Below are 25,032 nucleotides of genomic sequence, written 5' to 3' on the forward strand. Positions count from 1 at the left end.
AAAGGGCCGATTCACCTGGTTGAATCGGCCCCTTTTTTGGCGTCCTGGATGCGTTTCTGCAGTTTCTGCATGTCCACCAGGCGTTGCGTGCCGAAGGTCCGCATCGGCAGGTCGCCGCTCTCTATCCAGGCGTAGAGCAGATCCGGCCGGTCGCTGAGGCCGGTGAGGAAGGCGAAGCGCATCAGGGTTATATAGCGGGGGCACTCGTCGAAACCCTCTTGGGGGAGTTCTTCCACTTTCATCAGGCGTCCTGCACCATGGTCCGATGTTGAGGGGAACCCTCGTTCTAGAGGGCGTGGCCTCATATTGATCTACTAACAGTTAGTGAATCAATGTCCGTTAGGAACCATCAGACGTGGACTACAAATGGTAAAGAATCGACGTTTGTTCACTGCTGGGGAGCGTCTGCGCGGCCTGCGCGAACTGATGGGCTTGAGCCGCCCCAGGTTCGCCGCGCTGGTGGGAATGAAGGCCAAGCGCCTGGAGAACATCGAGAACGGCCTGCAGCGCATGCACGACGAGGATTTCGAGAAGGTCTGCGGGACCTTCGAGGAATTCAGCCGCTGGATCGCCTACGAGGGCCCGATCGAGCCGCAGTCGATCGCCTGGAAGATCGCCGACTCGGCGCAGGAAGCCGCGGTCTACCTGGTGGAGCGCAACCCGGCGCTGCTGGAGCGGCACGGCATCGACATGGACGCCTGGCGCGAGCGCCACCAGCAGGTGCGCGACGCCTTGCGCGCGGCGGAACAGGCCGCGCAGGCGGCGCCGGAGGAGCCGTCGACGAAGCCCGCGCGACGACGAAGGAAAAAGAACGGGACGCCCGCCAGCGGCAAGGGCGACTGAGCACCATTGGGGAACAACGAAGGGGAAGCATCTGCATGGACTATGTAGTGAGGAAGCGTTGCCTGTTCCGCGCCGGCGAGCGCATGTTCGGCCTGCGCACGCTGATGGGCCTGAACCGGCCGCAGTTCGCCGAGATCGTCGGCATGGATCCCAAGCGCCTGGAGAATATCGAGAGCGGCCAGCAGCGCATGCACGACCAGGACTTCGAGAAGGTTTGCGGGACCTTCCCGGAGTTCAGCGACTGGATCGCCTACGAGGGCGAGATCGAAACCCACTCGGCCGCCTGGAGGGTCGCCGAGGCCGCGCAGGAGGCGGCGGTCTATCTGGTGGAGCGCAATCCCGAACTGCTCGAGTTGCAGGGGCTGGACATGCCGACCTGGCGCGAGCAGCACCAGGAAATCCTGGAAAAGGTACGCAAGCGGGAGTTGGCGCCGCCGGAGGACGAGCCGGTGAAGCCCAGGCGCAAGCGGCAACGCAAGGCGAGGAAAACACCCGCCTCGAATGAAAAAGCATCCGCGTCGAACGAGGAAGCCTGAAACAGCTCCGCCTGCGCTGACCCACCCTCGCTCCAAACCTCTCCCGTACGGAAGAGGGTTGGGCCAGCGTGTCGCGGGTATGTCCCGGTACGTCGGTTCGAGCCCGTGCGGCGGGTTGCGCCGAGGCGGGACGTTGCCGGCAGGGCGAACAACCCGAAGGGTTATCCGCCGTGAATGCCTGCCCGACGCCATCGGGCGGACACCCCGTGGCCAGGGCAGTGGGGGCCGGCAAGCCGGCCAGGGCCCGTTCGGCACGGGGCGCCGAGGCGGGTTGGAGAAGCGCCGCCGGAGGCTGTCCGCCACCCGGCCGGAACTGGTCTAGAACACCAGCCCCACCGGATAGACGAAGGCGTTGACGTCATGGAACGGCGTGCGCTGGTAGAACCACTGCAGGCGCGCCTGCGGGTCGGCGGCGAAGGCCTTGTCCTCGCGCAGGCGCTTGTCGAAGGCGGCCTTCAACGCCGGGTCTTCGGCCAGCATCTTGCGCGCCATCGGCTCCATCACGTATTCCTCCGGTTCCTCGGCGGCCACCAGGGTCGCGTTGAAGAAGCCCCAGGACCAGAACGAATCCGGACTCTGCGGTTGCAGCAGGTCGATCGCCAGAACCCCGAGCGGCTGGTCGGTGTCTATCGCCAGCGAGCCGGCGGGGAAGGTCTGCAGGCGCTGGAACGGCTTCGGCGTGGCGCTGACCAGCAGGTGGCCTTCGTAGCCGGGGATCCGCTTGCCCTGGGCGCGATCCGGCTCGAAGCCGTCGGCCAGCTTGATGTCGTCCATGCGATAGAGGGTCACCGCGACCTCGGTCGGTTGCTCCAGGGTGGTGTAGCGGATGCCATGGGCCTTGATCCGGGCGATCACCTCGTGCCATTGCGCGGGCACGATGAAGCGCTTGGGCCTGGGCACCACCAGGTCGGGCACGCCGTTGTCGGTCACCGGTACCCTCAGCGTCTTCGGCCGGTTGCTCCAGACGATGGTCCGGGCCCCGGTGATCGGCGATTGCTCGTAGCGGTAGGCGCCGACCACGAACGGCGTCTCGGCGGCCTTGCCGGGCTTCCAGGTAAGGATCACGTCTTTCTGCCGCAGCAGGCGCTCGCGGTCCTTGGCGATGGCCTGGCGCAGACTGGCGGCCTGCTCGCCGATCACCTCGAACATGGCCTTGAGCATCACGTAGTTGCCCAGCACCTGGGTCTTGTACGGATGCAACGCGTGCTGCTCTATGAGGATCGACGGCACGTTGCGGATGTCGCCGTACTGGTTGGAGAAGCGCGCGAGGTCGGTGCGGTACGGATAGTAGCCCTTGGTCGGATCCTGGTTGTCGTTCAGGCTGATGCATTCGTGGACCACGTGCCCCTGGCTTTCCAGTGCCCGGTACACCGGCGTGCGCATGACCTTGTCCATCCAGGCGCTGCTCGCCGGCGACCAGCCGTTGCCGTTGTGGCAGTAGGAACTGTCGTAGGGATACATGGCGCCGTCGGTGGAGTGGGTGTCGGCGAAGAAGCTCAGCTCGTACTGGTTGAACACCCAGGCGACGTTGCGGATCTCCGCGCTGTCGAGCTTGGTGAAGTCGCGATTGAGGTTGAGGTTGCGGCCATTGACCCGCCAGCCGGTCTGCTGCGGGCCGTTCTGGTTGATCCGCCCGTAGGCGCTGCGGCGCAGGTCGCCATCGACGTTGACCACCGGGATGAACAGCAGGTTGATCCTTTCCAGCAGGCCGGCGAGCGGACGGTCGGCGGCGCTCATGTCGCGCAGCAGCATGAACATCGCATCCTTGCCATTGGCTTCGCCGGGGTGGATCCCGGCCTGCACCAGCAGGGTCGGCTTGGCGGAGCGTCGCAGGCCGGCAGGGGACTTGTCGGACTCGCTGGAGGCGGTCACCAGCAGCATGGGGTGGCCTTCGGCGCTGGGTTCGGGCAGCTCGCGCAGGGCGAGGCGGCCGGAGGAGGCGGCCACCAGTTTCTCCAGGTAGGCGCGCGTCTCGCGATAGTCGCTGGTGCGCTGGAAGTCGCTGCTCTCGGCCTGGGTGATCAGCGGATCGTCCGGCTTGGCAAGGTAGCGCAGGCTGCCCAGTTCCTGCTCGAACATCGCTGGCAGGATGCGCTGGCGGGCGGCGGCCGGGTAGTCGCTGTCATCGATATAGCCGGGCGCGCGGGGCAGTTCGGCGTGGACGGGCAGGGCGCCGGCCAGCAGCAGGCTGGCGAACAGCGAACGGGAATGGCGACGGAACACGATGAACCTCCATGTGGATGAGGGCGCCGGCGGTCTGGCCCGCGCGGCGCCTCCAGTGAAGCGCCGCGGGCGGGCGCCGGTATTGACGCCGGACAAGGATAGGCGAGGGGGCCGGAAACCAGCGAGGTGGCGCCGCCGGGAGAGCCTCAGGGCTGGTCTTCCAGGCCTTTCAGCAGCGCCTGGTGGAAGCGTTGCGGCGCCTGGATCTGCGGGGTATGGCCGAGGTCGGGGAACTCCACCAGGGTCGCCCGGGGAATCCGTCGCGCGGCTTCCTTGCCGAGCTGCGCGTAGTTGCCCAGCCTGGCCTTCAGCTCCGCCGGCGCGGCGTCCTTGCCGATGGCGGTGTTGTCCTTTTCGCCGATCAGCAGCAGGGTCGGCACCTGCAACCGATCCAGCTCGTAGACCACCGGCTGGGTGAAGATCATGTCGTAGGTCAGCGCCGAGTTCCAGGCCACCGCCTCGCGCCCCTTGCCGCGGTACATGCCGGCCTGCATCTGCACCCAGCGCTCGAACTCGGGGCGCCACTCCCCGGCGTAATAGGTGGCCTGCTGGTATTGGCGAATGCCTTCGGCGCTGGTCTGCAGGTCGCGCCTGTACCAGTCGTCGACGCTGCGCCAGGGCACGCCCAGAGCTTTCCAGTCCTCCAGGCCGATGGGGTTGACCAGTACCAGCCGCTCGACCTGTCGCGGATAGAGCAGGGCGTAGCGGGTAGCGAGCATGCCGCCCATGGAGTGGCCGATCACGCTGGCCCGGGTGATGCCGAGATGTTCCAGCAGGCCCCGGGTGTTGGCCGCCAGTTGCTGGAAGCTGTACTGGTAATGGGCCGGCTTGCTCGACTTGCAGAAACCGACCTGATCGGCGGCGATCACCCGGTAGCCGGCATCGGCGAGTACGTCGATGGTGCGTTCCCAGGTGCCGGCGCAGAAGTTCTTGCCGTGCATGAGCACGATGGTGCGGCCGTTGGGCCGCTTCGGCGCGACGTCGAGATAGGCCATGCTCAGCGGTTGGCCCTGGGAGGTGAAGTCGAGGTAGCGCACCGGGTAGGCGTAGTCGAAGCCTTCCAGGCGTTCGCCGTAGACCGGCGCCTGGCTGGCCAGCGCGGGGCCGCAAGCGAGGGCGAGGCAGAGGCTGAGGCGGGATAGGGTCATGCGGACGCTCCTGTGTGGGTCCGCACGAGGATGCACGGCGGGGCGCCTGCTGGCCAGCCCTGGCCGGCTGCCTACAGTTGTTTCAGATACTTCACCACGTCTGCCGCGCCGGCTGCCCGCAGCCCCTCGCCGAAGGAGTCCGCGCGTTCGTCGCCGCGCGGCAGCAGCAGGCATTCCGGGGTTTCCGGGGTGAACAGGGCGAGCCGCGCATAGGGCAGGCCGGTGTCCAGCAGCAGGCTCATGAAGGTCGGCTCGGACCAGGCCTGGGCCGGGATCCGCAGCATGTGGTAGCGCTGCTCCAGTTCGTCCAGCGCGCCGGGCTCCAGGTCGTAGCGCTCCAGTTGTGCCGGCAGCTTCAGCTCCAGCTCGCGACGCCGGGCATAGACGATCGCCGCGGCGAAGGCGCAGGCCTGCCGCTCGCCAGCCCAGAACAGGCGTTCGCCGTGCCAGGCAGCCTGGCGCAGGCGGATGCGTTCGCCGCTGGTGAAGCGCGGCAGGGCCAGGCTCATGGCCTTGACGAAATCCTTGTAGCTGATGATCCGCACGCCGCGGCAGACGTCGGCGGCGGCCAGGTCTTCCAGGCGCGGGCAGGGCGTCTCGACGAGGATCTCGCGGCTGCACACGCCCTCGACGGTCTTCAGGTCGAGCGCTTCCAGGGTGCTCTGGCGGACCCGCACGAGGCGCCGGAGGATCGCGTGGGCCTCCGCCTTGTCTTCCTGGACCGGGCCGGACAGCGCGCCGCGCGGCAGCTCGGCCAGGGTGTGCAGGGGCGGCCCCGCCTGCCACCAGATGCTCGGTTCCGGACGCCGCAAGGCCTGGAAGGGCAGGTCGAGGGCGGCGGCCCGTTCGCGTAGCTCGCGGGTGTCGCTGCGCGCGGCGCCCAGGCGCAGGCGACTGGCGAGCGCGGACAGGCGGCCGGTGAAGGTGCTGTGGCTACGCGAGTTGGAACTCATGATCGGCGGTGGGCTCCTCGGGCTCGGCTACCGACGCGGAAAGACGCGGAAGGGGGATGGCGACGGTCCGTCCATTGAAGCACAGGTTCGGGCGTGGAATTCAACCGCGTGGTTTGTGGCAAGCTAGCGGGGTTCATTCAAGCGAGGGCCTCCATGCCCAGTCTCATCATGGATATCGCCCTGTCCGGCGAACGCCTGCGGGCCATCTACGGCGGAAGGGCCAATCGGGTCCTGCTGCGCAGTCGCGACGGCCGCCGGGTCAACCTGCCGGCCCATCACCTGCGGCCGTTCATCGGCCACGATGGCGTGCACGGCACGTTCCGCCTGGATTTCAGCGAGGATGGCCGCTTGCTGGCGCTGCAACGCCTCGCCTGAGCGGGCGCTCGACGGCTATAATCGGCACCCTTCATTCTGCCGACCGATGCCCGACCATGTACACCCTGGCCCGCCAGCTGCTGTTCAAACTGTCCCCGGAAACCTCCCACGAGCTGTCCATCGACCTGATCGGGGCCGGCGGTCGCCTGGGCCTGAACCGCCTGCTGGCGCCCAGGCCGGCGAGCCTGCCGGTATCTGTGCTGGGCCTGGAGTTTCCCAACCCGGTGGGGCTGGCTGCGGGCCTGGACAAGAACGGCGACGCCATCGACGGCTTCGGCCAGCTCGGTTTCGGTTTCATCGAGATCGGCACCGTCACTCCGCGTCCGCAGCCGGGCAATCCCAAGCCGCGCCTGTTCCGCCTGCCGCAGGCCAGCGCGATCATCAACCGCATGGGTTTCAACAACCACGGCGTCGACCATCTGCTGGCGCGGGTGCGCGCGGCGAAGTATCGCGGCGTGCTGGGAATCAACATCGGCAAGAACTTCGATACCCCGGTGGAGCGTGCGGTGGACGACTACCTGACCTGCCTGGACAAGGTCTACGCCGACGCCAGCTACGTCACCGTCAACGTCAGCTCGCCGAACACCCCCGGGCTGCGCAGCCTGCAATTCGGCGACTCGCTCAAGCAGTTGCTGGAGGCCCTGCGCCAGCGCCAGGAAGACCTGGCGCTGCGGCATGGCCGGCGGGTACCGCTGGCGATCAAGATCGCCCCGGACATGAGCGACGAGGAAACCGCGCTGGTCGCCGCGGCGCTGGTCGAGGCGGGGATGGACGCGGTGATCGCGACCAACACCACCCTCGGCCGCGAGGGCGTGGAAGGCCTGCCGCATGGTGACGAGGCGGGAGGCCTGTCCGGCGCGCCGGTGCGGGAAAAAAGCACGCATACGGTGAAGGTACTGGCCGGCGAACTGGGCGGACGCCTGCCGATCATCGCCGCCGGCGGCATCACCGAGGGTGCGCACGCGGCGGAGAAGATCGCCGCCGGGGCGAGCCTGGTGCAGATCTATTCGGGTTTCATCTACAAGGGGCCGGCGCTGATCCGCGAGGCGGTCGACGCCATCGCCGCATTGCCGCGGCGGAATTGAAAAGGGCTCCTTGCGGAGCCCTTGGGCTTGCGCCCGCCGCCCGGATGGGGCGTGCCTTGGGGAAATCGGTGCTATCCGTGTTGTCGCTTACACGTGCTGGAGTTGATTGAGACGCTGTAAGCCGGCCGTGCCAGTGAGACCGTCCCAGTTGTCGCCGCGGCCCTCGCGCCAGCCGTTGAGCCAGGACTGCCGCGTCGTAGGATGGGTGAACGGACAAAGATCACGAGATTTACCGGTTATGCCGTTCTGATAACCACGCAAGAAGGCTCTTTCCAACGGATCACGCTTAAGTCTTCTCATAGGGTGTTGCCCTCACTTGTTGACTGTTATGTCCCGTTGGCCCCCAGGGGAGGCCTGGCGAAGCTTTCGCCGAAAGGGGTCGTTGCCGGCGTGACGACCCTCGCCCGACACCGTTGCGGTGGCGGATTAACTGGAGTTCTAACCAAAGCGTTCAGGCGTGTGAATGACCGATTTGTCATAAAGACTTAACGCTTTCGTCGATAGGGCCATATGTTGCAGGGTCATGACGCCTGGATTCCGGCGCTAACGCCGCAGGGGCGCGGGGTTGCTCCTTATAACAAGTTGCTTCCCTACCAATTGAGATTTCCTCGCATTCCGACGAAGGGTCGCCCAGACTGCGACTCGGGGTCGCAGCGAGCAACGCCGGGGTCGCCCGGCAATCGAAGCATGGCACCCAGGTGCCGAAGAAGTGCCCATGAGGGTGCTTCCACTGACAAGGGCTGCGGCCCGGGAAGGCGATATGGCTGATGTTTACGAATTGTTTCTGACTTGCCCCAAGGGTCTCGAGAGCCTGCTCCTGGAAGAGGCGCAGGAACTCGGCCTGAGCGAGGCGCGCGCGCAGGTGTCGGCGGTGCGCGGGCAGGGCAGCCTGGAAGTGGCCTATCGCCTGTGCCTGTGGTCGCGCCTGGCCAACCGGGTGTTGCTGGTGCTGGCGCGGTTCCCGGTGGAGAACGCCGAGTCCATGTACCTGGCGGTCCACGCGGTGAACTGGGAAGACCACCTGGATGCCGGCGGCACCCTCGCGGTGGAGTTCAGCGGCAAGGGCTCGGGAATCGACAACACTCACTTCGGTGCGTTGAAGGTCAAGGACGCGATCGTCGACAACCTGCGCGAGCGTTCCGGCCGGCGGCCTTCGGTAGACAAGGTCAACCCCGACGTGCGCGTGCACCTGCACCTGGATCGTGGCCAGGCGACGCTTTCCCTCGATCTCTCCGGGCACAGCCTGCACCAGCGCGGCTACCGGTTGCAGCAGGGCGCCGCGCCGCTGAAGGAGAACCTGGCGGCGGCCGTCCTGATCCGTGCCGGCTGGCCGAAGATCGCCGCCGAAGGTGGCGCCCTGGCCGACCCGATGTGCGGCGTCGGCACCTTCCTGGTCGAGGCGGCGCTGATGGCCGCCGACATCGCGCCGAACCTCAGGCGCGAGCGCTGGGGCTTCAGCAACTGGCTGGGGCATGTGCCGGCGCTGTGGCGCAAGCTCCACGAGGAAGCGCAGCAGCGCGCGGCGGCCGGCCTGGCCAGGGCGCCGTTGTGGATTCGCGGCTACGAGGCCGACCCGCGCCTGATCCAGCCGGCGCGCAACAATATCGAGCGTGCCGGGGTGGCCGACTGGGTGAAGATCTACCAGGGCGAACTGGCGACTTTCGAGCCGCGCCCGGACAAGGGCCAGGCCGGCCTGGTGATCTGCAACCCGCCCTATGGCGAGCGCCTCGGCGACGAAGCCAGCCTGCTCTATCTCTACCAGAACCTCGGCGAGCGCCTGCGCCAGAGTTGCATCGGCTGGAGCGCAGGGGTATTCACCGGGGCGCCGGAGCTGGGCAAGCGCATGGGTATCCGTAGCCACAAGCAGTACGCGTTCTGGAACGGCGCGCTGGCCTGCAAGCTGCTGATGATCCAGGTCGAGCCGCGCCAGTTCGTCACCGGCGAGCGCGGCGAGCGCAATGACGATGGCCAGGCGCGGGCGCCGAGCGAGCCGGCGCGGCTGAGCGAGGGCGGGCAGATGTTCGCCAACCGCCTGCAGAAGAACCTCCGGCAACTGGGCAAGTGGGCGCGCCGCGACAAGGTCGAGTGCTATCGCCTGTACGATGCCGACATGCCGGAGTACGCGCTGGCGGTGGATATCTACGGCGACTGGGTGCATGTGCAGGAGTATGCCGCGCCCAAGTCGGTCGATCCGGCCAAGGCCCAGGCGCGCCTGTTCGATGCCCTGGCGGCGATCCCGCAGGCGCTGAGCGTGGCCCAGGAGCGGGTGGTGGTCAAGCGCCGCGAGCGCCAGGCCGGCAAGAAGCAGTACGAACGGCAGAGCAGCGAGGGCAAGTTCCTCGAGGTCGGCGAGGGCGGCGTGCGCCTGCTGGTGAATCTGACCGACTATCTGGACACCGGCCTGTTCCTCGACCACCGGCCGATGCGCCTGCGTATCCAGAAGGAAGCGGCCGGCAAGCGCTTCCTCAACCTGTTCTGCTACACCGCCACGGCCACCGTGCATGCGGCCCGGGGTGGCGCGCGCAGCACCACCAGCGTCGACCTGTCGAAGACCTACCTGGACTGGGCGCGGCGCAACCTGTCGCTCAACGGGTTCTCCGACAGGCAGCGCCTGGTGCACAGCGACGTGATGGAATGGCTGCGGGAGGACGATGGCCAGTACGAACTGATCTTCATCGACCCGCCGACCTTCTCCAACTCCAAGCGCATGGAAGGCGTGTTCGACGTGCAGCGCGACCAGGTCGAGCTGCTCGACCTGGCCATGGCGCGGCTGGCGCCGGGTGGGGTGCTGTATTTCTCCAACAACTTCCGCAAGTTCGAACTGGACGAGAGCGTGCAGGCCCGCTATGCGGTCGAGGAGATCACGGGCGAAACCCTCGATCCGGATTTCGCGCGGAATCCGAAGATCCATCGGGCCTGGAGAATCACCGTTCGCTGAGGCGAGCGGTATTCATGAAAAAGGCCGCCAGCGGGAAACCGCTGGCGGCCTTTTTTCGTACTGTGCCTTATTTCCGCGCGTGCAGGCTCAGCAGCACCTGGTCGAGGATCGCCGAGGCGCCCCACGGGCGCGGGCTGTTGAGGATCGCCACCACCACCCAGTTGTGCCCGCTGGCGTCGCGGCTGAAGCCGGCGAGGGCGCGTACCGTATTGAGGGTGCCGGTCTTCACGTGCGCCTCGCCGACCAGAGCGGTGCGCCGCAGGCGCTTGCGCATGGTGCCGTCGAGGCCGGCCAGCGGCAGCGAGGAAATGAATTCCGCCGCGTAGGGGCTGTGCCAGGCGGCCTGCAGCATGGCCGCCATTTCGCGCGCGCTGACCCGTTCCTGGCGCGACAGCCCGGAGCCGTTCTCCATCACCAGGCGCGGCGCGGTGATGCCCTTGCGCGCCAGCCACTGCCGCACCACCCGCTGCGCGGCCTGGGCGTCGTCGCCATCGGCGCTGTTGCGGAACTGCGCGCCGATGGAAAGGAACAGCTGCCGGGCCATGGTGTTGTTGCTGTACTTGTTGATGTCGCGAATGATCTCCACCAGGTCTGGCGAGAAGGCCTTGGCGATCAGCGTGGCGTTGCGCGGCACGCTACCCTGGCGATCCTTGCCGAGGATGCTGCCGCCCAGTTCCTGCCAGATGCCGCGCACCGCGCCGGCGGTGTAGCCGGGATGGTCGAGCAGCGACATGTAGGTCTGCGCGCTGCAGCCCTGGGGAATCTGCCCGGTGGCCAGCAGGGTGGTGCCGTCGAACTGGGTCACCGGGCTGAAACGCAGCTTCGGCCAGGCCGGGCAGGTGGCGGCGCCGGTCATCTTCACCTGGTTGTCGATGCGTACGTTGGCCAGAGGCGGGTCCATCTGCACGCTGACCTTGTTGCCGTCGGTACGCACCACCATGCGCACGCTCTTAAGGTTGACCAGCAGCGAATCCGGGCCGACCAGGAACGGCTTGGTGTCGTCGCCGCCGTCGTCGTTGAATACCGGCAGCTGGGGGATGTTGAAGTAGCCGCGGTCGAGCACCAGGTCGCCGGTGACCTTGGTCACGCCATTGGCGCGCAGGTCGCGCATCAGCAGCCAGAGCTTCTCCATGTTCAGTTTCGGGTCGCCGCCGCCCTTGAGGTAGAGGTTGCCGTTGAGCACCCCGTTCTTCAGCTGGCCGTCGGTGTAGAACTCGGTCTTCCACTGGTAGGTCGGGCCGAGCATTTCCAGGGCGGCATAGGTGGTGAACAGCTTCATGGTCGAGGCCGGGTTCACCGAGACGTCGGCGTTGTAGTAGGTGGGATTGCCCGGGCCGTCGAGCGGAATCAGCACCAGCGACAGGTCGTTGCCGGTCAGCTTGTTGGTCTGCAGGGCTTTCTGCACGTTGGCCGGCAGGCTGGCGTTGACCTGGGCGAGGGTGGGAAGGGCGAAAGGCAGGAGCGTGGCGAAGGCAAGAGTACGCAGCGACTTGAACATTAATGAAGAACCCTTGAAGACGGAGGGTAGAAAATGAAATGAAGATGAAAAACGAAGCGAACCTGAAAAAAGAGACGGGCATCACGCGAAGAGGCCGTCTTGCTCATTATGCCGCAAGGCGGATAACGATGCGCTGGAGTTTCGCGGCGTTCGCCGTCATATCGCCGAATGGTCGGAACTGGTAGAGTGCGCCGGCAATCCGGCCGCGCCGCGCGGAGCTTGCCGGGGTTCGCCCGCGGTTCCAGCGGCGTCGGCTACTGTCTGTAATGCGAGGCTCCGCCAATGGAGCGTCAATCCAGGAGATGCCGCCATGGCTACTAATCGTTCCCGCCGCCTGCGCAAGAAATTGTGCGTCGATGAATTCCAGGAGCTGGGTTTCGAATTGAACTTCCACTACAAGGAAGGCGTGGATGCCGATGCGGTGAACGCTTTCATGTTGCGCTTCATCGATCAGGCGATCGAAGCCAACGAACTGACCTATGGCGGCTGTGACGAATTCGGTTTCGTCTGCCTGGCGCGCCGTGGCTCGGTCAATGAAGAGCAGCGGGCCCTGATCGAGGCCTGGTTGAAGCAGCAACCGGAACTGGCCAGCGTCGAGGTCGGCGCGCTGGTGGATGCCTGGTATCCCGAGCAGTCGGTGCTGCCGAAGCCCTAAGCGACCACGCCGCCATCCCGTCGCGGGTGGCGGCAGCGTCTTCCTCCCCCGTACCCGCGCTCAGCGGCCGGACTTCCGACCGCCGCCCTCCTGCCTTTTTCCCGTTCCCGCCTATCCGACACCGCGCGGGCAGACGGATAGCATTAATCCGACGCTCTGACGAACTATTCAACAGGCCCTGGCAGATAACGATCCGGGAGAGCATGTATATAAGCGCTCATGTTCTTGTTGGATAACTAGGCTAACTGCTTGGCAATATATGTTGTTTTGAATTGGCCGTAAGAAATAAATTAAGTTCCCGTGAGAATATTCCTTAAAGTATATAAGTCGCCATCGGATATCTCGACAATATGGCTCCTGTCTATATCTTGCTCAGGAGGATTTTTTCTGAATTTTTAATTGGCAAGGAAATCAGACAATGAGCCGTATTCTGATAGTCGACGATCATCCCGTGATTCGCATGGCCATGAAGATGTTGCTGGAAGCCGAGGGACACCAGATCGTCGGCGATACCGACAATGGCGTTGACGCCATCAGCCTGGGGCGCGAGTTGAAACCGGATCTGGTCATCCTCGACATCGGTATCCCCCGGCTGGACGGCCTGGAGGTCATCAGCCGCCTGACGGTCCTGGGCCTGCCGGTGAAGATCCTCGTCCTCACCGGCCAGAGCGCCTCGCTGTTCGCCTTGCGCAGCATGCAGGCGGGGGCCGCGGGCTTCGTCTGCAAGCAGGGCGGGCTGGCCGAGCTGGTAACGGCGGTCAACGCGGTGGCCTCGGGCTACAGCTACTTCCCCAGTTCGGCCATGCGCCCGGTGCAGCAGGGCGCCTATTCGGACGACGTGGAGTTGCTCGGACGTCTGTCCGATCGGGAAGTATCGGTATTGCAGTATCTGAGCCAGGGCTATTCGAACAAGCAGATATCCGAGCAGATGTTCATCAGCAACAAGACGGTCAGTACTTACAAGGCGCGCCTGTTGTTGAAGTTGAACGCCGGTTCTCTGGTGGATCTTATCGAGTTCGCCAAACGCAATGCGCTCATATAAGGGCCGGGGCGAATGAAGTTCCACAAGCGCGCCGCGTGCCTGAGCCTGTTTCTCGTGTTCGTCTTCATGGCGGGACATGTCCTACCGTCGAAGGCGGAAAGTCCCGGATACCCACCGGCGGTTTCCGCTACCGTTCCTCCCGTCCCCGAACCGGGGCGCGCGCTCGGCGCCGCTTCGGTTTCGCGGGCATGGCAGTTATCCGCCGAAACCCCGGCACGCCTCCCCGTCGACGGCTTGCGTTCGCCAACCCCGTCCAGCCTGATGCTCGGCCTGCTGGTGGCCTGCCTGGCCAGCGTCGCCTGCCTGGCCTGGAATACCGTGCTGCAGCTCAGGCTCAGGCGCTGGCAGCGCACCGAGGCCGATCTTAGCGATCGCCTGGCACTGAAGCAGGCGCTGGTCGACGGGATTCCCTATCCGGTGAGCATCCGCACGCTCGACGGACGGCTGCTGGCCTGCAACCGGAATTACCTGGACAGCCTGCGCATGACCCGCGAGCAGGCGCGCGGCACCCTGCTGACCGATTCCGACTGGGTCGAGGGCGGCAAGGCCCGGCTCATGCACCGGCAATGCCTGGCGGTGGCGCGGGGCGGGACGGCGAGTTTCACCGACATGACCGTGCGCATCGGTGGCCAGCTGCTGGAAATCCACCACTGGGTCACGCCCTACCGGGACCGCCAGGGACGGGTGCTCGGCCTGATGAACGGCTGGATCGACATCACCGAGCGCGAACGCCTGGCTCGCCAGTTGCGCGAAGCGATGCGCCAGGCGGACGAGGCGAACCGGGCCAAGAGCGTGTTCCTGGCGACCATGAGCCACGAGATCCGTACGCCGATGAACGCGGTCATCGGCATCCTCGAGCTGGTATTGCAGCGCCTGGCGCCCGGGCAACCCGAGCGCGCCTCGCTGGAAGTCGCCTACGAGGCGGCCGGTTCCCTGCAGTTGCTGATCGGCGATATTCTCGACGTCGCCAAGATCGAGTCGGGCCACCTGATCCTCACGCCCGAACGGGTTCGCCTGCGCGAAGTGGTGGAGTCGGTGCGCCGCATGTTCGAAGGCCTGGCCAGGCAGAAGGGGCTGCGGCTTGGCGTGGAACTGGGCGACACCCCCGGATGTGACGTGCTGATCGACCCCTTGCGCTTCAAGCAGGTGCTGTCGAACCTGGTGAGCAACGCGATCAAGTTCACCGAGCAGGGACAGGTGACGATCCGTCTCCAGGAGAAGAACCTGGACGAGGGGCGGGCGGTCGTCCGGCTGGCGGTCGAGGACACCGGCATCGGCATCGCGCCGGCCGACCAGGCGCGCCTGTTCCAGCCTTTCATCCAGGTGGCCAAGGGGCGCACGGTACAGGGCGGGACCGGCCTCGGCCTGGCGATCTGCCGCAAGCTGGTGGACCTGATGGGGGGCGACATCGAGATGCACAGCGAGCCGGGAAAGGGGACGCTGGTCTCGCTGGACCTGCTGTTGCGCCGGTGCGGAGCGAAAACGCCGGAACCCGGCCACGAGTCGCTGATTCTTTCCAGCGAGCCGCCGCGCCGCTTGCATGTCCTCATCGCCGACGACTATCCGCCCAACCGGGTACTGCTGCGCCAGCAGCTGGAGTTCCTCGGCCACCGGGTGGAAGAGGCGGAGGATGGGCAGGTGGCGCTGGAATTGTGGAGCGACGATCATTTCGACGTGCTGATCACCGACTGCAACATGCCGCGCCTGAACGGCTACCAGTTGGCGCGCGACGTCCGCGAGCAGGAGCGGCGCGAACGTCGGGCGCCGATCCTGATCCTCGGCTACACCGCCGACGCCGAGCCGGACGAAGTGCAGCGCTGTCGCGAAGCGGGCATGGACGATTGCCTGTTCAAGCCGCTTGGCCTGGAAACGCTGCGCAACTATCTCGCGGCTTCCTTCGCCCAGGTCGCCGCGCCAGCCCAGGGGCTCTACGACGCCAGCACCCTCCATGCGCTCGGTGGCGGGCGTGCGGAGCGGGTCCGGGAACTGCTGGAAACCCTGCTCGACAGCAACCGGCACGATCTGCAACTGCTCGCGGCATTGCTCGACGGGGCCGACAGGGCCGGGCTCGCCGATCACGCGCACCGGATCAAGGGCGCCGCGCGGATGATCGAGGCGCGCGTGCTGCTGGAGGCCTGTGTGGCGCTGGAGCAGGCCTGCCGCCAGGGCGAAGGCGATGAGCGCCTGCGGGGACTCGCCGAGAAGCTCCGGCTGGCCCTCGAGGCGTTGCAGGAGGAGCTCCAGGAGCAACTGGCGGCTTCGGTGGTGTGAGGCTCAGACCGGGCTCGAGCGTCCGGTCATCTCCCGGGCCATTTCCGTGGCGTAGCTGTCGGTCATCCCGGCGATGAAGTCGATCACCTGGAGGAAGGCGCGGTACAACGGCCACTGCGGATCGGGTGCGTTGCGACCGAGCAGGTCGAGGATGCGTCGGCTCTTGAACGACGGCGTATGCCCGCCGTATTGCTCCAGCGCCGCGCCGCAGAAGGCGTTGAGGAGGATTTCCAGGGTGGTGTAGGCGCCGATCTCGTGAAGGGTCTTGCGCTTGTCCTGGAAGATCTTTTCCCGGGCGATGGCCTTGGCCCGCTGCACGCAGAGCTTGGCCGGCCCGTGCATGTGCTCCACCAGGTCGCCGCCGAGGCGCCCGGCGAGCAGGGCCTGCTGCTGGTCGACGAAGGCGCGGGCGGCGGCGTTGGTCAGGTGCTCGATGGCCTTGCCACGAAGGATCGCCAGCTTGCGCCGCCGAGAATCCCGGGGGCCGAGCTGGCGATAGGTGTCGGGCAGGTCGTCGCCGACCAGCCCGAGCAGCAGCGCCTCGACCTCGCTGTATTCCAGCAGTTCCATCTCCAGGCCGTCCTCGAGGTCGATCAGGCCGTAGCAGATGTCGTCCGCCGCCTCCATCAGGTAGACCAGCGGATGGCGTGCCCATTGTTCATCGTCGAGTTGCGGCATGCCGAGCTTCTGGGTGATCTGTTCGAGCAGCGGCAACTCGCTCTGGTAGCAGCCGAACTTGTGCTTCTTGTAGCCCAGCGATTCGGCGTGGCGCGAGGTCCAGGGGTACTTCAGGTAGGTGCCGAGGGTGGCGTAGGTCAAGCGGGTGCCGCCGTCGAACTGGTGGTATTCGAGCTGGGTGAGGACCCGGAAACCCTGGGCGTTGCCCTCGAAATGGAGGAAGTCGGAACGTTCGGCATCGCTCATCTCGTCCAGCCAGCCGCGTCCGGCGGCCTGCTGGAACCAGTTGCGGATGGCGTCCTCGCCGGAATGGCCGAACGGCGGGTTGCCGATGTCGTGGGCCAGGCAGGCTGACTGCACGATCACCCCGAGATCACTGGGGTCGCACCACTCGGGCAGTTCGTCGCGGAGGATCTCGCCGACCCGCATGCCCAGCGAACGGCCGACGCAGGCGACTTCCAGCGAGTGGGTCAGGCGGGTATGGATATGGTCGTTGCTGGAGACCGGGTGGACCTGGGTCTTGCGTCCCAGGCGACGGAACGCGCCGGAGAAGATGATCCGGTCGTGATCCTTGTGGAAGGCGCTGCGGCCCAGTTCATCGTTGCTGTGTACCGGCTTTCCGAGCCGTTCGCGGGTGAGCAGGGTCTGCCAGTCCATCGGGAATTCCAGGAATGCGCTGAGGCGATGCGGACACGCTAACGGTTTGCCCCGGCAAGCTCAATCGTCGCGTGGGGCGGCTGTGGGAAGGCGCCGACCGCTACCGGTCGGCGCGACCCTCAACGGCCTTTCTGCTTGCGCAGGCCGAGCAATAGCGGGGCCAGGGTGACGCCCAGGCGCAGCAGGCGCTGCCAGCGTCCGCCCTTGCCCAGCAACAGGCCGAGCAGGGCGGCTCCGCCGGCACCCCACAGCGCCGCGTTGCCGCCGCCGAACAACTGCTGGCCGAGGTTGTGGCCGAGGCCCTGGGCCTGGCGGAAGGGCTGCACCAGCAACTGGCCTTCGCGACGCAATTGCTGGCGCTGCATCTCCAGGCGCAGGCGAATCACCGCCTTGCGCAATTCGCGACGGGACAGGCCCGTCGCGTTCACCGGTAGTTGGCTCATGCGCGTCTCCTCGTCATGGCAGCAGTCGTTCGCGGTCGTTGGCCAGTTCTTCCAGGGTGGCGCTGAACGGCGAGCTTTCGTCGTTGATCGACTGGTACAGGCGCCAGCCGCAGAACAGCGAGCCGCTCACGTAGAACAGGCACAGGCCGAGCGCCGCGGCGAGGCGGTTGGTGTCCCAGAACAGGATAAGCACCAGCAGCGACAGGCCGACCAGCAGGAGCAGGGCGAACACCAGGGCCAGCCCGGCGAACAGCAGCAGGCGCAGGGTGTTGGCCTTCTGTTCCTGCAGCTCGATGCCGAACAGCTCGACATGGCCGTGCAACAGGCCGAGGAAGGCGGCGCCGAAGCGCCGCAGGGAGGGGCGGCCGTCGGCCGGATCCTTTCCTTCGCTCATGGCTCAGCGCCGGCTGACCAGCAGGCCGAGCAGGAAGCCGACGCCGGCGGCGATGCCGATGCTCTGCCACGGATGTTCGCCGACGTAGACCTCGGTGGCATCGACGGCGGCCTGACTGCGCTCGCGGACGTTGTCCTTCAGCGAGTCCTTGGTGTCGCGCAGGGTATCGCGGGCGCGCTTGAGGCTGTCGTGGATCTTGCCGCGAATCTCTTCCGCCTGATCGCCCGCCACGTCGGCGGTGCTTTGCAGGAGTTTCTCGGTGTCGGCGACCAATGCCTGGAATTCGGCCAACAGTTCATCCTTTGCAGCGTTTGCAGTGGTCTTGCGGGGCATGACGAGCTCCTCAGGTCATGGGGTGTGTTTTTTCGAGCCAGGCGCGGGGCGGAAGGTTCAACCGCTCGCTGATTTCCGGGTGGGCGCCGGCGCCGGCGTCGCGCATCGTTGCCTTCATTAAAGACTGCCATGCCGGGGTTGTCGGCGCGGCTGCGGCGAGATGACGCCCGTGGCAATGCCTCGCGACGGGGCGCGAGCTGGTACAGCGCTTGCAATCCCCTGGTGCGGTCCCCGGCTGGGGCGCCCCGTCCGGGGGCGCCAGGCGAAGCCGGAGGGTACCCCGGCAGGACGCCCAACCCAATGAAAACCAAGGAAAGTACCGAATTTTTCCATGCCTCCCGCGGAAACCTGAACAGCGGCCTCGGGCAACCCTCGATGGATCCGACGAGGGTTTCTGCTTCGTCATGGTGCGTGACGAGACGGCAATGGGCATTTGTGGTGCTTCCGTTCCACCTGAAGGCTGCCTCCCTCCATGGATAACCTGAATAGCGCGGTGCAAGTCCTGATCCACGGCTCCAATACCCTGTTCATCCTGCTCGGGGCGGTGATGGTGCTGGCGATGCACGCCGGCTTCGCCTTCCTCGAGGTCGGCACCGTGCGCCTGAAGAACCAGGTCAACGCCCTGTCGAAGATCCTCTCCGACTTCGCCATTTCGGCGCTGGCCTATTTCTTCGTCGGTTACTGGATCGCCTACGGCGTGACGTTCTTCCATCCGGCGGCGGCGCTGACGCTGGACAACGGTTACGCGCTGGTGAAGTTCTTCTTCCTGCTGACCTTCGCCGCGGCGATCCCGGCCATCATTTCCGGCGGCATCGCCGAGCGCGCCCGTTTCGGTCCGCAGCTGTGCGCCACGGCGCTGATCGTGGCCTTCGTCTATCCGTTCTTCGAAGGCCTGATCTGGAACGGCAATTTCGGCCTGCAGGAATGGCTGAAGCTCGAGTTCGGCGCGGCTTTCCACGATTTCGCCGGCTCCGTGGTAGTCCATGCCGTGGGCGGCTGGCTGGCGCTGGCGGCGGTCCTGCTGCTGGGCAGCCGCAACGGCCGCTATCGCGACGGCAAGCTGGTGGCGATGGCGCCGTCGAGCATCCCGTTCCTGGCGCTGGGTTCGTGGATCCTGATCATCGGCTGGTTCGGCTTCAACGTGATGAGCGCCCAGACCCTGGCCGGTGTCAGCGGGCTGGTGGCGGTCAACTCGCTGCTGGCGATGGTCGGCGGCACCATGGCTTCGCTGCTGATCGGCCGCAACGACCCGGGTTTCCTGCACAACGGTCCGCTGGCCGGGCTGGTGGCGGTGTGCGCCGGCTCCGACCTGATGCATCCGATCGGCGCCCTGGCCACCGGCCTGGTAGCTGGCGGACTGTTCGTCTGGGCGTTCACCGCGACCCAGGTGCGCTGGAAGATCGACGACGTCCTCGGCGTCTGGCCACTGCATGGCCTCTGCGGAGTCTGGGGCGGGATCGCCTGCGGGATCTTCGGCCAGCACGCGCTGGGCGGGCTCGGCGGGGTGAGCCTGGCCAGCCAGGCGATCGGCAGCCTGCTGGGGGTAGCGGTGGCGTTCGTCGGCGGCCTGCTGGTCTATGGGGCGATGAAGGCGCTGCTGGGTATCCGCCTGAGCCAGGAGGAGGAGTACTACGGCGCGGACCTGTCGATCCACAGGATCGGTGCGGTCAGTCACGAATGAGAGGAGCGGCTCCGCCGGACCTGAGGCATTAACCGCCCTGCGCGGCGCGGGACGAGGCGTTCCGGTAGCCATGAAAAAAGGCCACCCGGGGGTGGCCTCTTCGTTATGGCGCAGGGCGGATGACCGCGGCGCGGCCAACCCCCGGGCCCGCCGTTACCAGAGCGGCAGCGTGTAGCTGACGATCAGGCGGTTCTCGTCGTAGTCGTTGGTGTAGTTGGTGCGCATCGTCGCGTTACGCCACTTCACCCCGAGGTTCTTCAACGGGCCGCTCTGGAACACGTAGGCGATGTCCATGTCGCGCTCCCATTCCTTGCCTTCGCCCGAGGTGGTCAGCAGGTCGATGTTGTCGCCCTTGACGTAGCGGGTCATGAAGGTCAGGCCGGGAATCCCGATGCCGGCGAAGTTGTAGTCGTAGCGTGCCTGCCAGGATTTCTCGTCCTTGTTGGCGAAGTCGCCGATCTGGATGAAGTTCACCAGGTAGGGGTCGGCGCCGTTGATGTAGGCGAAGCCGGTGTCGCCGCTCATCTTCTGGTAGCCGACGCCGAAGGCGTGGTAGCCCAGGCTGTAGGTGAACATGGCGTTGAGCGCCTTGTTGTCGACGTTGCTGGAGCCGTCGTCGGTGGAGCGCGCCCAGCGGATATCGGACTTCAGCGACTGCTTGTCGGCGATCGGCAGGGTGTGCACCAGGCCCAGGTAGTGCTGCTTGTAGAAGTTGTCGAGCTTGCCGAAGTGGTAGCTGGTGCTGAGGTTGTCGGTCCACTTGTAGCTGCCGCCGGCGAAGTCGAACTTGTCCGAGGTCAGCCCGGAACGGACCACGATGTTGCGCTTGCCGCCGCCGGTGATGGTCATGTCCTCGTTGTCCGAGGAGTCGCGCTGGTTGACCTTTTTCAGGCGCCCGGCATCCAGGGTCAGGCCGTCGATCTCCATGGAGTTCAGCGCGCCGCCCTGGAAGGTCTGCGGCAGCAGGCGGCTGTCGTTGGGCATGATCACCGGCAGCTTGGGGGTCAGGGTGCCGATCTTCAGGGTGCTCTTCGACGCCCGCAACTTGGCGGTGATCCCGGCTTCGCCGTAGTCGTCCTGGGCGCGGCCGCTCTCGCGGTCGCGCTTGAGCAGGCCGGTGCCGCTGCGGTCAGGGCTGGAGTCGAGTTTCACCCCCAGCAGGCCGATGGCGTCGACGCCGAAACCGATGGTGCCTTCGGTATAGCCGGACTCGTAGCGCAGGAGGAAGCCCTGGGCCCATTCCTCGGCCTTGGACTGGCTGGCGCCTTCCTGGCGGAAGTCCCGGTTGAAGTAGAAATTGCGGAGTTCGATGCTGGCCTTGCTGTCCTTGATGAACTCGGCATGGGCCAGGGATGGGACGGTAACGCTGGAACCCAGCGCGGCAAAAGCCACGGCACGGGCGATCGGGGTCATGCTCATTGTTATTGTCTCCTCGAGCGCTTGGGGCAGGCCGATGACGGCGGCGTGACACCGTGTCGGCCTGTGACAGCCCGGCTACTTAATCACTACGGGAAGGCCGCCACTGTTAGACATTAGTCGAGGGTCCGCCGCGGTTGGCACGAACCCTGTCTAGGACGGGCTTTGCGGCTACTCCAGCCAGGTCGGGAAATAGCCCAGGGCGGCCTGGACCCGCGCGTCGTGCGCCGGAATCACGCTCAGCCGCGGGTCGCTGCGCAGCAGCAGGCGGATCTTCGCCAACTGCGCGAGAGTGCGCTCGGGGTCGCGGTCGACCAGGGCGCGCCCGGCGAAGAACTTCTGCCGCGGGCCTTCGACGCCTTCGAGTCGCCAACTGGTGTCGCCGCTGAAGAACAGCCGGCGCCCGCTGTCGAGGGTGACGAACAGACCGACCGAGCCGGGCGTATGGCCGGGCAGGGGGACCAGCACCAGGCGGCCGTCGCCAAACAGGTCGAGGCTTTTGTCGAAGCCCATGAACGGCGTCGGATCGAAGCTGTAAGGCCGCCAGCGCACGCCATGGCGGAACTGGCTGGGGAAGGCGGCCGGCGGGGTGGCGATGCGGCTGAAGGCGATCTCCTCGTAGGGTGCCCAGACCGGTACCTCGGGGAAGTCGACCAGGCCCGAGGCATGGTCCCAGTGCGCGTGGGACAGCAGGATGCGATCGACGCGGATACCGGCGGCGTCCAACTGGTCGCGCGCCGGGACGACTTTCTGGTAAGCGAACAGTGGCGCCGCCCACCAGGGCATGTCGGTGCGGAACTGGGCGTCGATGTCGCGCCCCAGGCCAGTATCGAAGAGCAGGGTGGCGGCGTGGTGCTCGATCAGAACCGCCGTATGGCTGAGCGGTACCCGGCGCACCCAGGAGCCGCCGTCGACGGTGAGCGCATCGAGGGTCTCCACTCCCGAGGTGCGCAGCAGGGCGACGCGCATTTCCGCCGCCTGCACCGGCAGGACGAGAAGGGCAATCAACAACGAGGCAAGGCGATACAGGAAAGGCATCAATATTCACCGGAAGGAAGAAAAGGGGATGGCTGGGGCTCGCCGAACGCCAGCGGCAGGCGACCGCGCCGCCAGCGCCAGGCCGCGGGGCGCAGCGCCAGCAGGCGCTCGGCGCCGGCGGGCCAGGGGATTGATGGTTGCGAACCCGGCCAGAACAGCTCGGCCTCGGCGTGCAGGTGCAGCAGGTCGCCGTTGTCGAAGTCGATGAACAGCAGGCCGCAGCGAGGCTCCTGGAGCAGGTTGCCGAGGGTATTGAACAGGCGGTTGCCGGCGTAGTCGGGCAACCACAGGCGGCCATCCGCGCCGAGCCGGAGAAAGCCCGGCGGTCCGCCGCGATGGGAGACGTCGACGCCGCCTCGCAGCGGATCGGCGTGCTGGCTGGCGATGAACAGCGTGTCGCTGCGCGCGACCAGGGCCAGCCAGCCTGGGTCGGGACCTTTACCTTCCAGCATGGGGCCCGGGGCTCTCGGGCCGGGCTGGTAGCTACGAGCCTGGATGTACTTCGGGCAGTTGCCGAAGGACTGTTCGACGCCAACCGTGAAGCCCTCTGCGTCACGCGCCAGGACCCGGCCGTTCATGCGGTTGCGGCGACGGGTCGGCAGCTCCAGGCCGAGGATGCCGAGCCGAGCGCCGGCTTCGAGATGGGGCGCCAACGGGTCGTCCGCTTCCGGCAGGCCGTCGATGCGCAGGCGCGTCGGTTGCGGCGAATGGACGAAGCCGGGATCGCCCCAGAGCAGCGAGGCGCTGGGCTGGCCGGTGGAGTCGAGACTGCCGACCAGCAACATCGGCAGCTGAGCGAAGAATTCCCGGTGCTGCTCCGGCATGAAGGCGCGAATCGCCCGGCTGCCGAAGCCGGCGACCTGCTCGCGGACCCCGGCGCGTTGCTGGATCGCCAGTTCGCCGGGATGAAAGGGGCCTCGCTCCTCGTTCATGCGGCCTCCTGTCGTCTACAGGCCGGGCATCGGAATGTAGCCGGGCAGGGCGCGAATGCGCGCGAGCCAGGCGTTCAGCGCCGGGTAGTCGTCCAGCGCCAGGCCGCCTTCGGGGGCCAGCGCCAGGTAGGGATAGAGCGCTACGTCGGCGATGCTCGGCAGCTCGCCCTGGGCCAGCCAGCGATGCCCGGAGAGGTGGCGATCCACCAGTTGCAGCACCTCCAGCCCCCGGCGCCGGGCCAGCTCCCCATCCAGGGGCAGGTTGAAGCGGGCGATCAGGCGCGCGCTGGCCGGACCGTTCTGCACCTCGTTGGCCGCATAGCTGAGCCAGTGGGCGATGCGGCCCTGGCTGGCGGGGTCGAGCGGATACCACTCGGGGCTGGCGTAGCGGCGTGCCAGATAGACCAGGATGGCCTGGGAGTCGCCCAGTTGCAGGTCGCCATCCTCCAGCACCGGGATCTGGCCACGGGGATTCATGCGCAGGAAGGCCGGGGTCTTGTGTTCGCGGTTGGCGATGTCGACCGTGAGCAGGCTCACCTCGCGACCGATCAGGGCGAGAAAAAGGCGGACCTTGTAGGCGTTGCCGGAGAGATCCAGGTCATAAAGTTTCATCGGAGGGTTCCAGTGTGTGGGCGGTGTCTGCTGGATATTAGACAGACAGGTCTGTATATTTCAAGCCACCTTTTCACCTTTTCCTGCCGGTATTCGAGGCGAGAGCGATGCAGAGCGGTTCAAGGGGGCGGCAGGCTCGCGCATAATGGACCGCTCAGGAGGCTTTCCATGACATCCCGCAAACGCGAGCAACTGCTCAGCACCGCCGTCGACCTGTTCTATCGCGAGGGCTACCACGCCACCGGTATCGACCGCATCCTGGCCGAGTCCGGGGTGGCGAAGATGACCCTGTACAAGCACTTCCGGTCGAAGGACGAACTGATCATGGCCGCCCTGGAAGTCCGCCGGCAGCGCATGGCCGAACGCATGCTCGAGGCCGAGGCGCTGCTCGAGCCGCGCGCGGCGATCCTGGCGGTCTTCGACGGCCTGCAGGCGTTCCTCCAGGACGAAGCCTTTCGGGGCTGCGCCTTCATCCATGCCGCTGCCGAATTCCACGAACGCTCGCACCCGATCCACCGCCAGGCGGCCGAACAGAAGGCCTTCACCGAGGCCTATTTCCTGCGCCAGCTGGAGCGCCTGGGCGTGGCACAGCCGGCGCCGCTGGCGCGGCAACTGCAATATCTGATGGAAGGCGCGCTGGTGATGGCGCATATCCACGGCCCCGGCGAACAGGCGCAGGAAGCGCGACAGGCGGCCGAAAGCCTGCTGCAGGTCGCCGGCGCCTGAGCGCCGGTGCTACCATTCGCGGCGAATACCTGCAGGTTCGTTCAATGCTCCCTGAATGCCAGCTCTTCGGAACCCTCGGTTGCCATCTCTGTGAAGTCGCGGAGGGGGTGCTGATGCCCTTCGTCGAGCACGGCCTGCTGGTCGAGCTGGTGGACATCGCCGACAGCGAGACCTGGGTCGCGCAGTACGGCTTGCGGATCCCCGTGCTGCGCCGGTGCGACAACGGCGCCGAGCTGAACTGGCCATTCGAGGCCGAGCAGGTGGCCGCCTTCCTCGCTCATTGAGGCCGGACTCATTCGCGCTAATCGAAGCGCTTTTGGTAACCCCGCGTTCTATGCGCAAACCGGCCGGTATCCCCTTCTTTTCCCGTAGCCGGCGGCGCGCCTGGCGTCGACCATGCTGGCGAAGCGATGCATAGGCGTTTGCCAATGGTTTTCATAGACTGAGCCTATTTGCTGGCGCGGCTGCGCTCGGCTAGGCCTGAAGGCGATGGATAAACCCTGAGTTTCCTTCAGGACTGACTGGAAACAGCCGGGAACCCGCGTGGCGCAGGAC

The 25,032-nt window shown here is 66.3% G+C and carries 25 protein-coding genes; 11 read left to right on the forward strand and 14 right to left on the reverse strand.

The genetic code is table 11. From position 1 onward, the window contains the following. Positions 1–11 precede the first annotated feature (11 nt). Positions 12–242, reverse strand: coding sequence for a hypothetical protein (locus B7D75_RS09775; protein WP_003152041.1), 231 nt, complete (start codon positions 240–242; stop codon positions 12–14). Between the two features lie 124 nt (positions 243–366). Here B7D75_RS09775 and B7D75_RS09780 point away from each other — a divergent pair, with 124 nt between their 5' ends. Both B7D75_RS09780 and B7D75_RS09785 read left to right on the forward strand, forming a co-directional pair. Then, positions 367–843: a helix-turn-helix domain-containing protein gene (locus B7D75_RS09780; protein ID WP_012075104.1), complete on the forward strand. Its 477-nt coding sequence runs from the start codon at positions 367–369 to the stop codon at positions 841–843. 35 nt (positions 844–878) lie between these two features. Then, positions 879–1,379, forward strand: coding sequence for a helix-turn-helix domain-containing protein (locus tag B7D75_RS09785; protein WP_003152044.1), 501 nt, complete (start codon positions 879–881; stop codon positions 1,377–1,379). Positions 1,380–1,697: 318 nt separating this feature from the next. Here B7D75_RS09785 and B7D75_RS09790 read toward each other — a convergent pair whose 3' ends face one another. From B7D75_RS09790 to B7D75_RS09800, 3 genes are all read right to left on the reverse strand, one after another. After that, on the reverse strand, positions 1,698–3,602 hold the full coding sequence (locus tag B7D75_RS09790) for a M14 family metallopeptidase (protein ID WP_043102252.1): 1,905 nt from the start codon (positions 3,600–3,602) through the stop codon (positions 1,698–1,700). Between the two features lie 146 nt (positions 3,603–3,748). After that, on the reverse strand, positions 3,749–4,750 hold the full coding sequence (locus B7D75_RS09795) for an alpha/beta fold hydrolase (protein ID WP_107113956.1): 1,002 nt from the start codon (positions 4,748–4,750) through the stop codon (positions 3,749–3,751). Positions 4,751–4,821: 71 nt separating this feature from the next. Then, positions 4,822–5,703 carry a DUF6685 family protein gene (locus tag B7D75_RS09800; RefSeq protein ID WP_034078422.1) on the reverse strand — a complete coding sequence of 294 codons (882 nt, stop codon included), beginning with the start codon at positions 5,701–5,703 and terminating at the stop codon, positions 4,822–4,824. Positions 5,704–5,856: 153 nt separating this feature from the next. On the opposite strand from B7D75_RS09800, the gene B7D75_RS09805 reads away from it, so the two are divergent. Together B7D75_RS09805 and B7D75_RS09810 are read left to right on the forward strand one after the other, a co-directional pair. Beyond that, on the forward strand, positions 5,857–6,078 hold the full coding sequence (locus B7D75_RS09805) for a DUF2835 domain-containing protein (RefSeq protein WP_003152049.1): 222 nt from the start codon (positions 5,857–5,859) through the stop codon (positions 6,076–6,078). 56 nt (positions 6,079–6,134) lie between these two features. Further along, positions 6,135–7,163: a quinone-dependent dihydroorotate dehydrogenase gene (locus B7D75_RS09810; protein ID WP_003152051.1), complete on the forward strand. Its 1,029-nt coding sequence runs from the start codon at positions 6,135–6,137 to the stop codon at positions 7,161–7,163. 87 nt (positions 7,164–7,250) lie between these two features. On the opposite strand, the gene rmf is transcribed toward B7D75_RS09810, so the two are convergent. Continuing rightward, the gene (gene rmf, locus B7D75_RS09815) at positions 7,251–7,463 is read right to left on the reverse strand and encodes a ribosome modulation factor (RefSeq protein WP_003103238.1); all 213 of its coding nucleotides are present in this window, start codon (positions 7,461–7,463) and stop codon (positions 7,251–7,253) included. Positions 7,464–7,923: 460 nt separating this feature from the next. On the opposite strand from rmf, the gene rlmKL reads away from it, so the two are divergent. Continuing rightward, on the forward strand, positions 7,924–10,101 hold the full coding sequence (gene rlmKL / locus B7D75_RS09825; RefSeq protein WP_034078423.1) for a bifunctional 23S rRNA (guanine(2069)-N(7))-methyltransferase RlmK/23S rRNA (guanine(2445)-N(2))-methyltransferase RlmL: 2,178 nt from the start codon (positions 7,924–7,926) through the stop codon (positions 10,099–10,101). Between the two features lie 67 nt (positions 10,102–10,168). Here the strand turns inward: rlmKL and dacB are convergent, their stop codons facing one another. After that, a complete protein-coding gene (gene dacB / locus B7D75_RS09830; RefSeq protein WP_003152053.1) occupies positions 10,169–11,599 on the reverse strand; it encodes a D-alanyl-D-alanine carboxypeptidase/D-alanyl-D-alanine endopeptidase in 1,431 nt (476 codons plus the stop codon). 310 nt (positions 11,600–11,909) lie between these two features. On the opposite strand from dacB, the gene B7D75_RS09835 reads away from it, so the two are divergent. The 3 genes from B7D75_RS09835 (at position 11,910) to B7D75_RS09845 (ending at position 15,567) form a co-directional block, all read left to right on the forward strand. Continuing rightward, positions 11,910–12,254, forward strand: coding sequence for a YggL 50S ribosome-binding family protein (locus B7D75_RS09835; protein ID WP_107113957.1), 345 nt, complete (start codon positions 11,910–11,912; stop codon positions 12,252–12,254). Positions 12,255–12,672: 418 nt separating this feature from the next. Next, positions 12,673–13,296, forward strand: a complete 624-nt coding sequence (locus B7D75_RS09840) for a response regulator transcription factor (protein WP_003152058.1) — start codon at positions 12,673–12,675, stop codon at positions 13,294–13,296. A 12-nt stretch (positions 13,297–13,308) separates the two neighbouring features. After that, positions 13,309–15,567: an ATP-binding protein gene (locus tag B7D75_RS09845; protein ID WP_053816973.1), complete on the forward strand. Its 2,259-nt coding sequence runs from the start codon at positions 13,309–13,311 to the stop codon at positions 15,565–15,567. A gap of 3 nt (positions 15,568–15,570) precedes the next feature. Here the strand turns inward: B7D75_RS09845 and B7D75_RS09850 are convergent, their stop codons facing one another. The 4 genes from B7D75_RS09850 to B7D75_RS09865 all read right to left on the reverse strand — a co-directional run bounded on the left by B7D75_RS09850 (position 15,571) and on the right by B7D75_RS09865 (position 18,072). Next, positions 15,571–16,902 carry a deoxyguanosinetriphosphate triphosphohydrolase gene (locus B7D75_RS09850; RefSeq protein WP_003152062.1) on the reverse strand — a complete coding sequence of 444 codons (1,332 nt, stop codon included), beginning with the start codon at positions 16,900–16,902 and terminating at the stop codon, positions 15,571–15,573. Between the two features lie 119 nt (positions 16,903–17,021). Beyond that, positions 17,022–17,345: a hypothetical protein gene (locus B7D75_RS09855; protein WP_034078425.1), complete on the reverse strand. Its 324-nt coding sequence runs from the start codon at positions 17,343–17,345 to the stop codon at positions 17,022–17,024. Positions 17,346–17,358: 13 nt separating this feature from the next. Beyond that, positions 17,359–17,739 carry a phage holin family protein gene (locus B7D75_RS09860; RefSeq protein WP_003152065.1) on the reverse strand — a complete coding sequence of 127 codons (381 nt, stop codon included), beginning with the start codon at positions 17,737–17,739 and terminating at the stop codon, positions 17,359–17,361. Positions 17,740–17,742: 3 nt separating this feature from the next. After that, positions 17,743–18,072, reverse strand: coding sequence for a DUF883 family protein (locus B7D75_RS09865; protein WP_003091262.1), 330 nt, complete (start codon positions 18,070–18,072; stop codon positions 17,743–17,745). Positions 18,073–18,544: 472 nt separating this feature from the next. Between B7D75_RS09865 and B7D75_RS09875 the strand changes: the two genes are divergently transcribed. Next, positions 18,545–19,753: an ammonium transporter gene (locus B7D75_RS09875; RefSeq protein ID WP_053816974.1), complete on the forward strand. Its 1,209-nt coding sequence runs from the start codon at positions 18,545–18,547 to the stop codon at positions 19,751–19,753. A gap of 153 nt (positions 19,754–19,906) precedes the next feature. On the opposite strand, the gene opdQ is transcribed toward B7D75_RS09875, so the two are convergent. The 4 genes from opdQ to B7D75_RS09895 form a co-directional block, all read right to left on the reverse strand. Then, positions 19,907–21,172, reverse strand: coding sequence for a porin OpdQ (gene opdQ, locus B7D75_RS09880; protein ID WP_034078427.1), 1,266 nt, complete (start codon positions 21,170–21,172; stop codon positions 19,907–19,909). Between the two features lie 168 nt (positions 21,173–21,340). Next, complete coding sequence (locus tag B7D75_RS09885; RefSeq protein WP_053816975.1) at positions 21,341–22,207, reverse strand: MBL fold metallo-hydrolase; 867 nt, start codon at positions 22,205–22,207, stop codon at positions 21,341–21,343. Beyond that, positions 22,207–23,139, reverse strand: coding sequence for a pyridoxamine 5'-phosphate oxidase family protein (locus B7D75_RS09890; RefSeq protein WP_058130142.1), 933 nt, complete (start codon positions 23,137–23,139; stop codon positions 22,207–22,209). Before B7D75_RS09890 ends, B7D75_RS09885 begins: the two co-directional genes overlap by 1 nt. 15 nt (positions 23,140–23,154) lie before the next feature. Next, on the reverse strand, positions 23,155–23,751 hold the full coding sequence (locus B7D75_RS09895; protein WP_003154224.1) for a glutathione S-transferase family protein: 597 nt from the start codon (positions 23,749–23,751) through the stop codon (positions 23,155–23,157). A 168-nt stretch (positions 23,752–23,919) separates the two neighbouring features. Between B7D75_RS09895 and B7D75_RS09900 the strand changes: the two genes are divergently transcribed. After that, positions 23,920–24,477 carry a TetR/AcrR family transcriptional regulator gene (locus B7D75_RS09900; protein WP_034078431.1) on the forward strand — a complete coding sequence of 186 codons (558 nt, stop codon included), beginning with the start codon at positions 23,920–23,922 and terminating at the stop codon, positions 24,475–24,477. A gap of 44 nt (positions 24,478–24,521) precedes the next feature. Beyond that, positions 24,522–24,761, forward strand: coding sequence for a glutaredoxin family protein (locus B7D75_RS09905; RefSeq protein WP_003154221.1), 240 nt, complete (start codon positions 24,522–24,524; stop codon positions 24,759–24,761). The last annotated feature ends 271 nt before the right edge of the window (positions 24,762–25,032 follow it).

The sequence above is a fragment of the Pseudomonas paraeruginosa genome (genome assembly GCF_003025345.2).
Taxonomy (GTDB): domain Bacteria; phylum Pseudomonadota; class Gammaproteobacteria; order Pseudomonadales; family Pseudomonadaceae; genus Pseudomonas; species Pseudomonas paraeruginosa.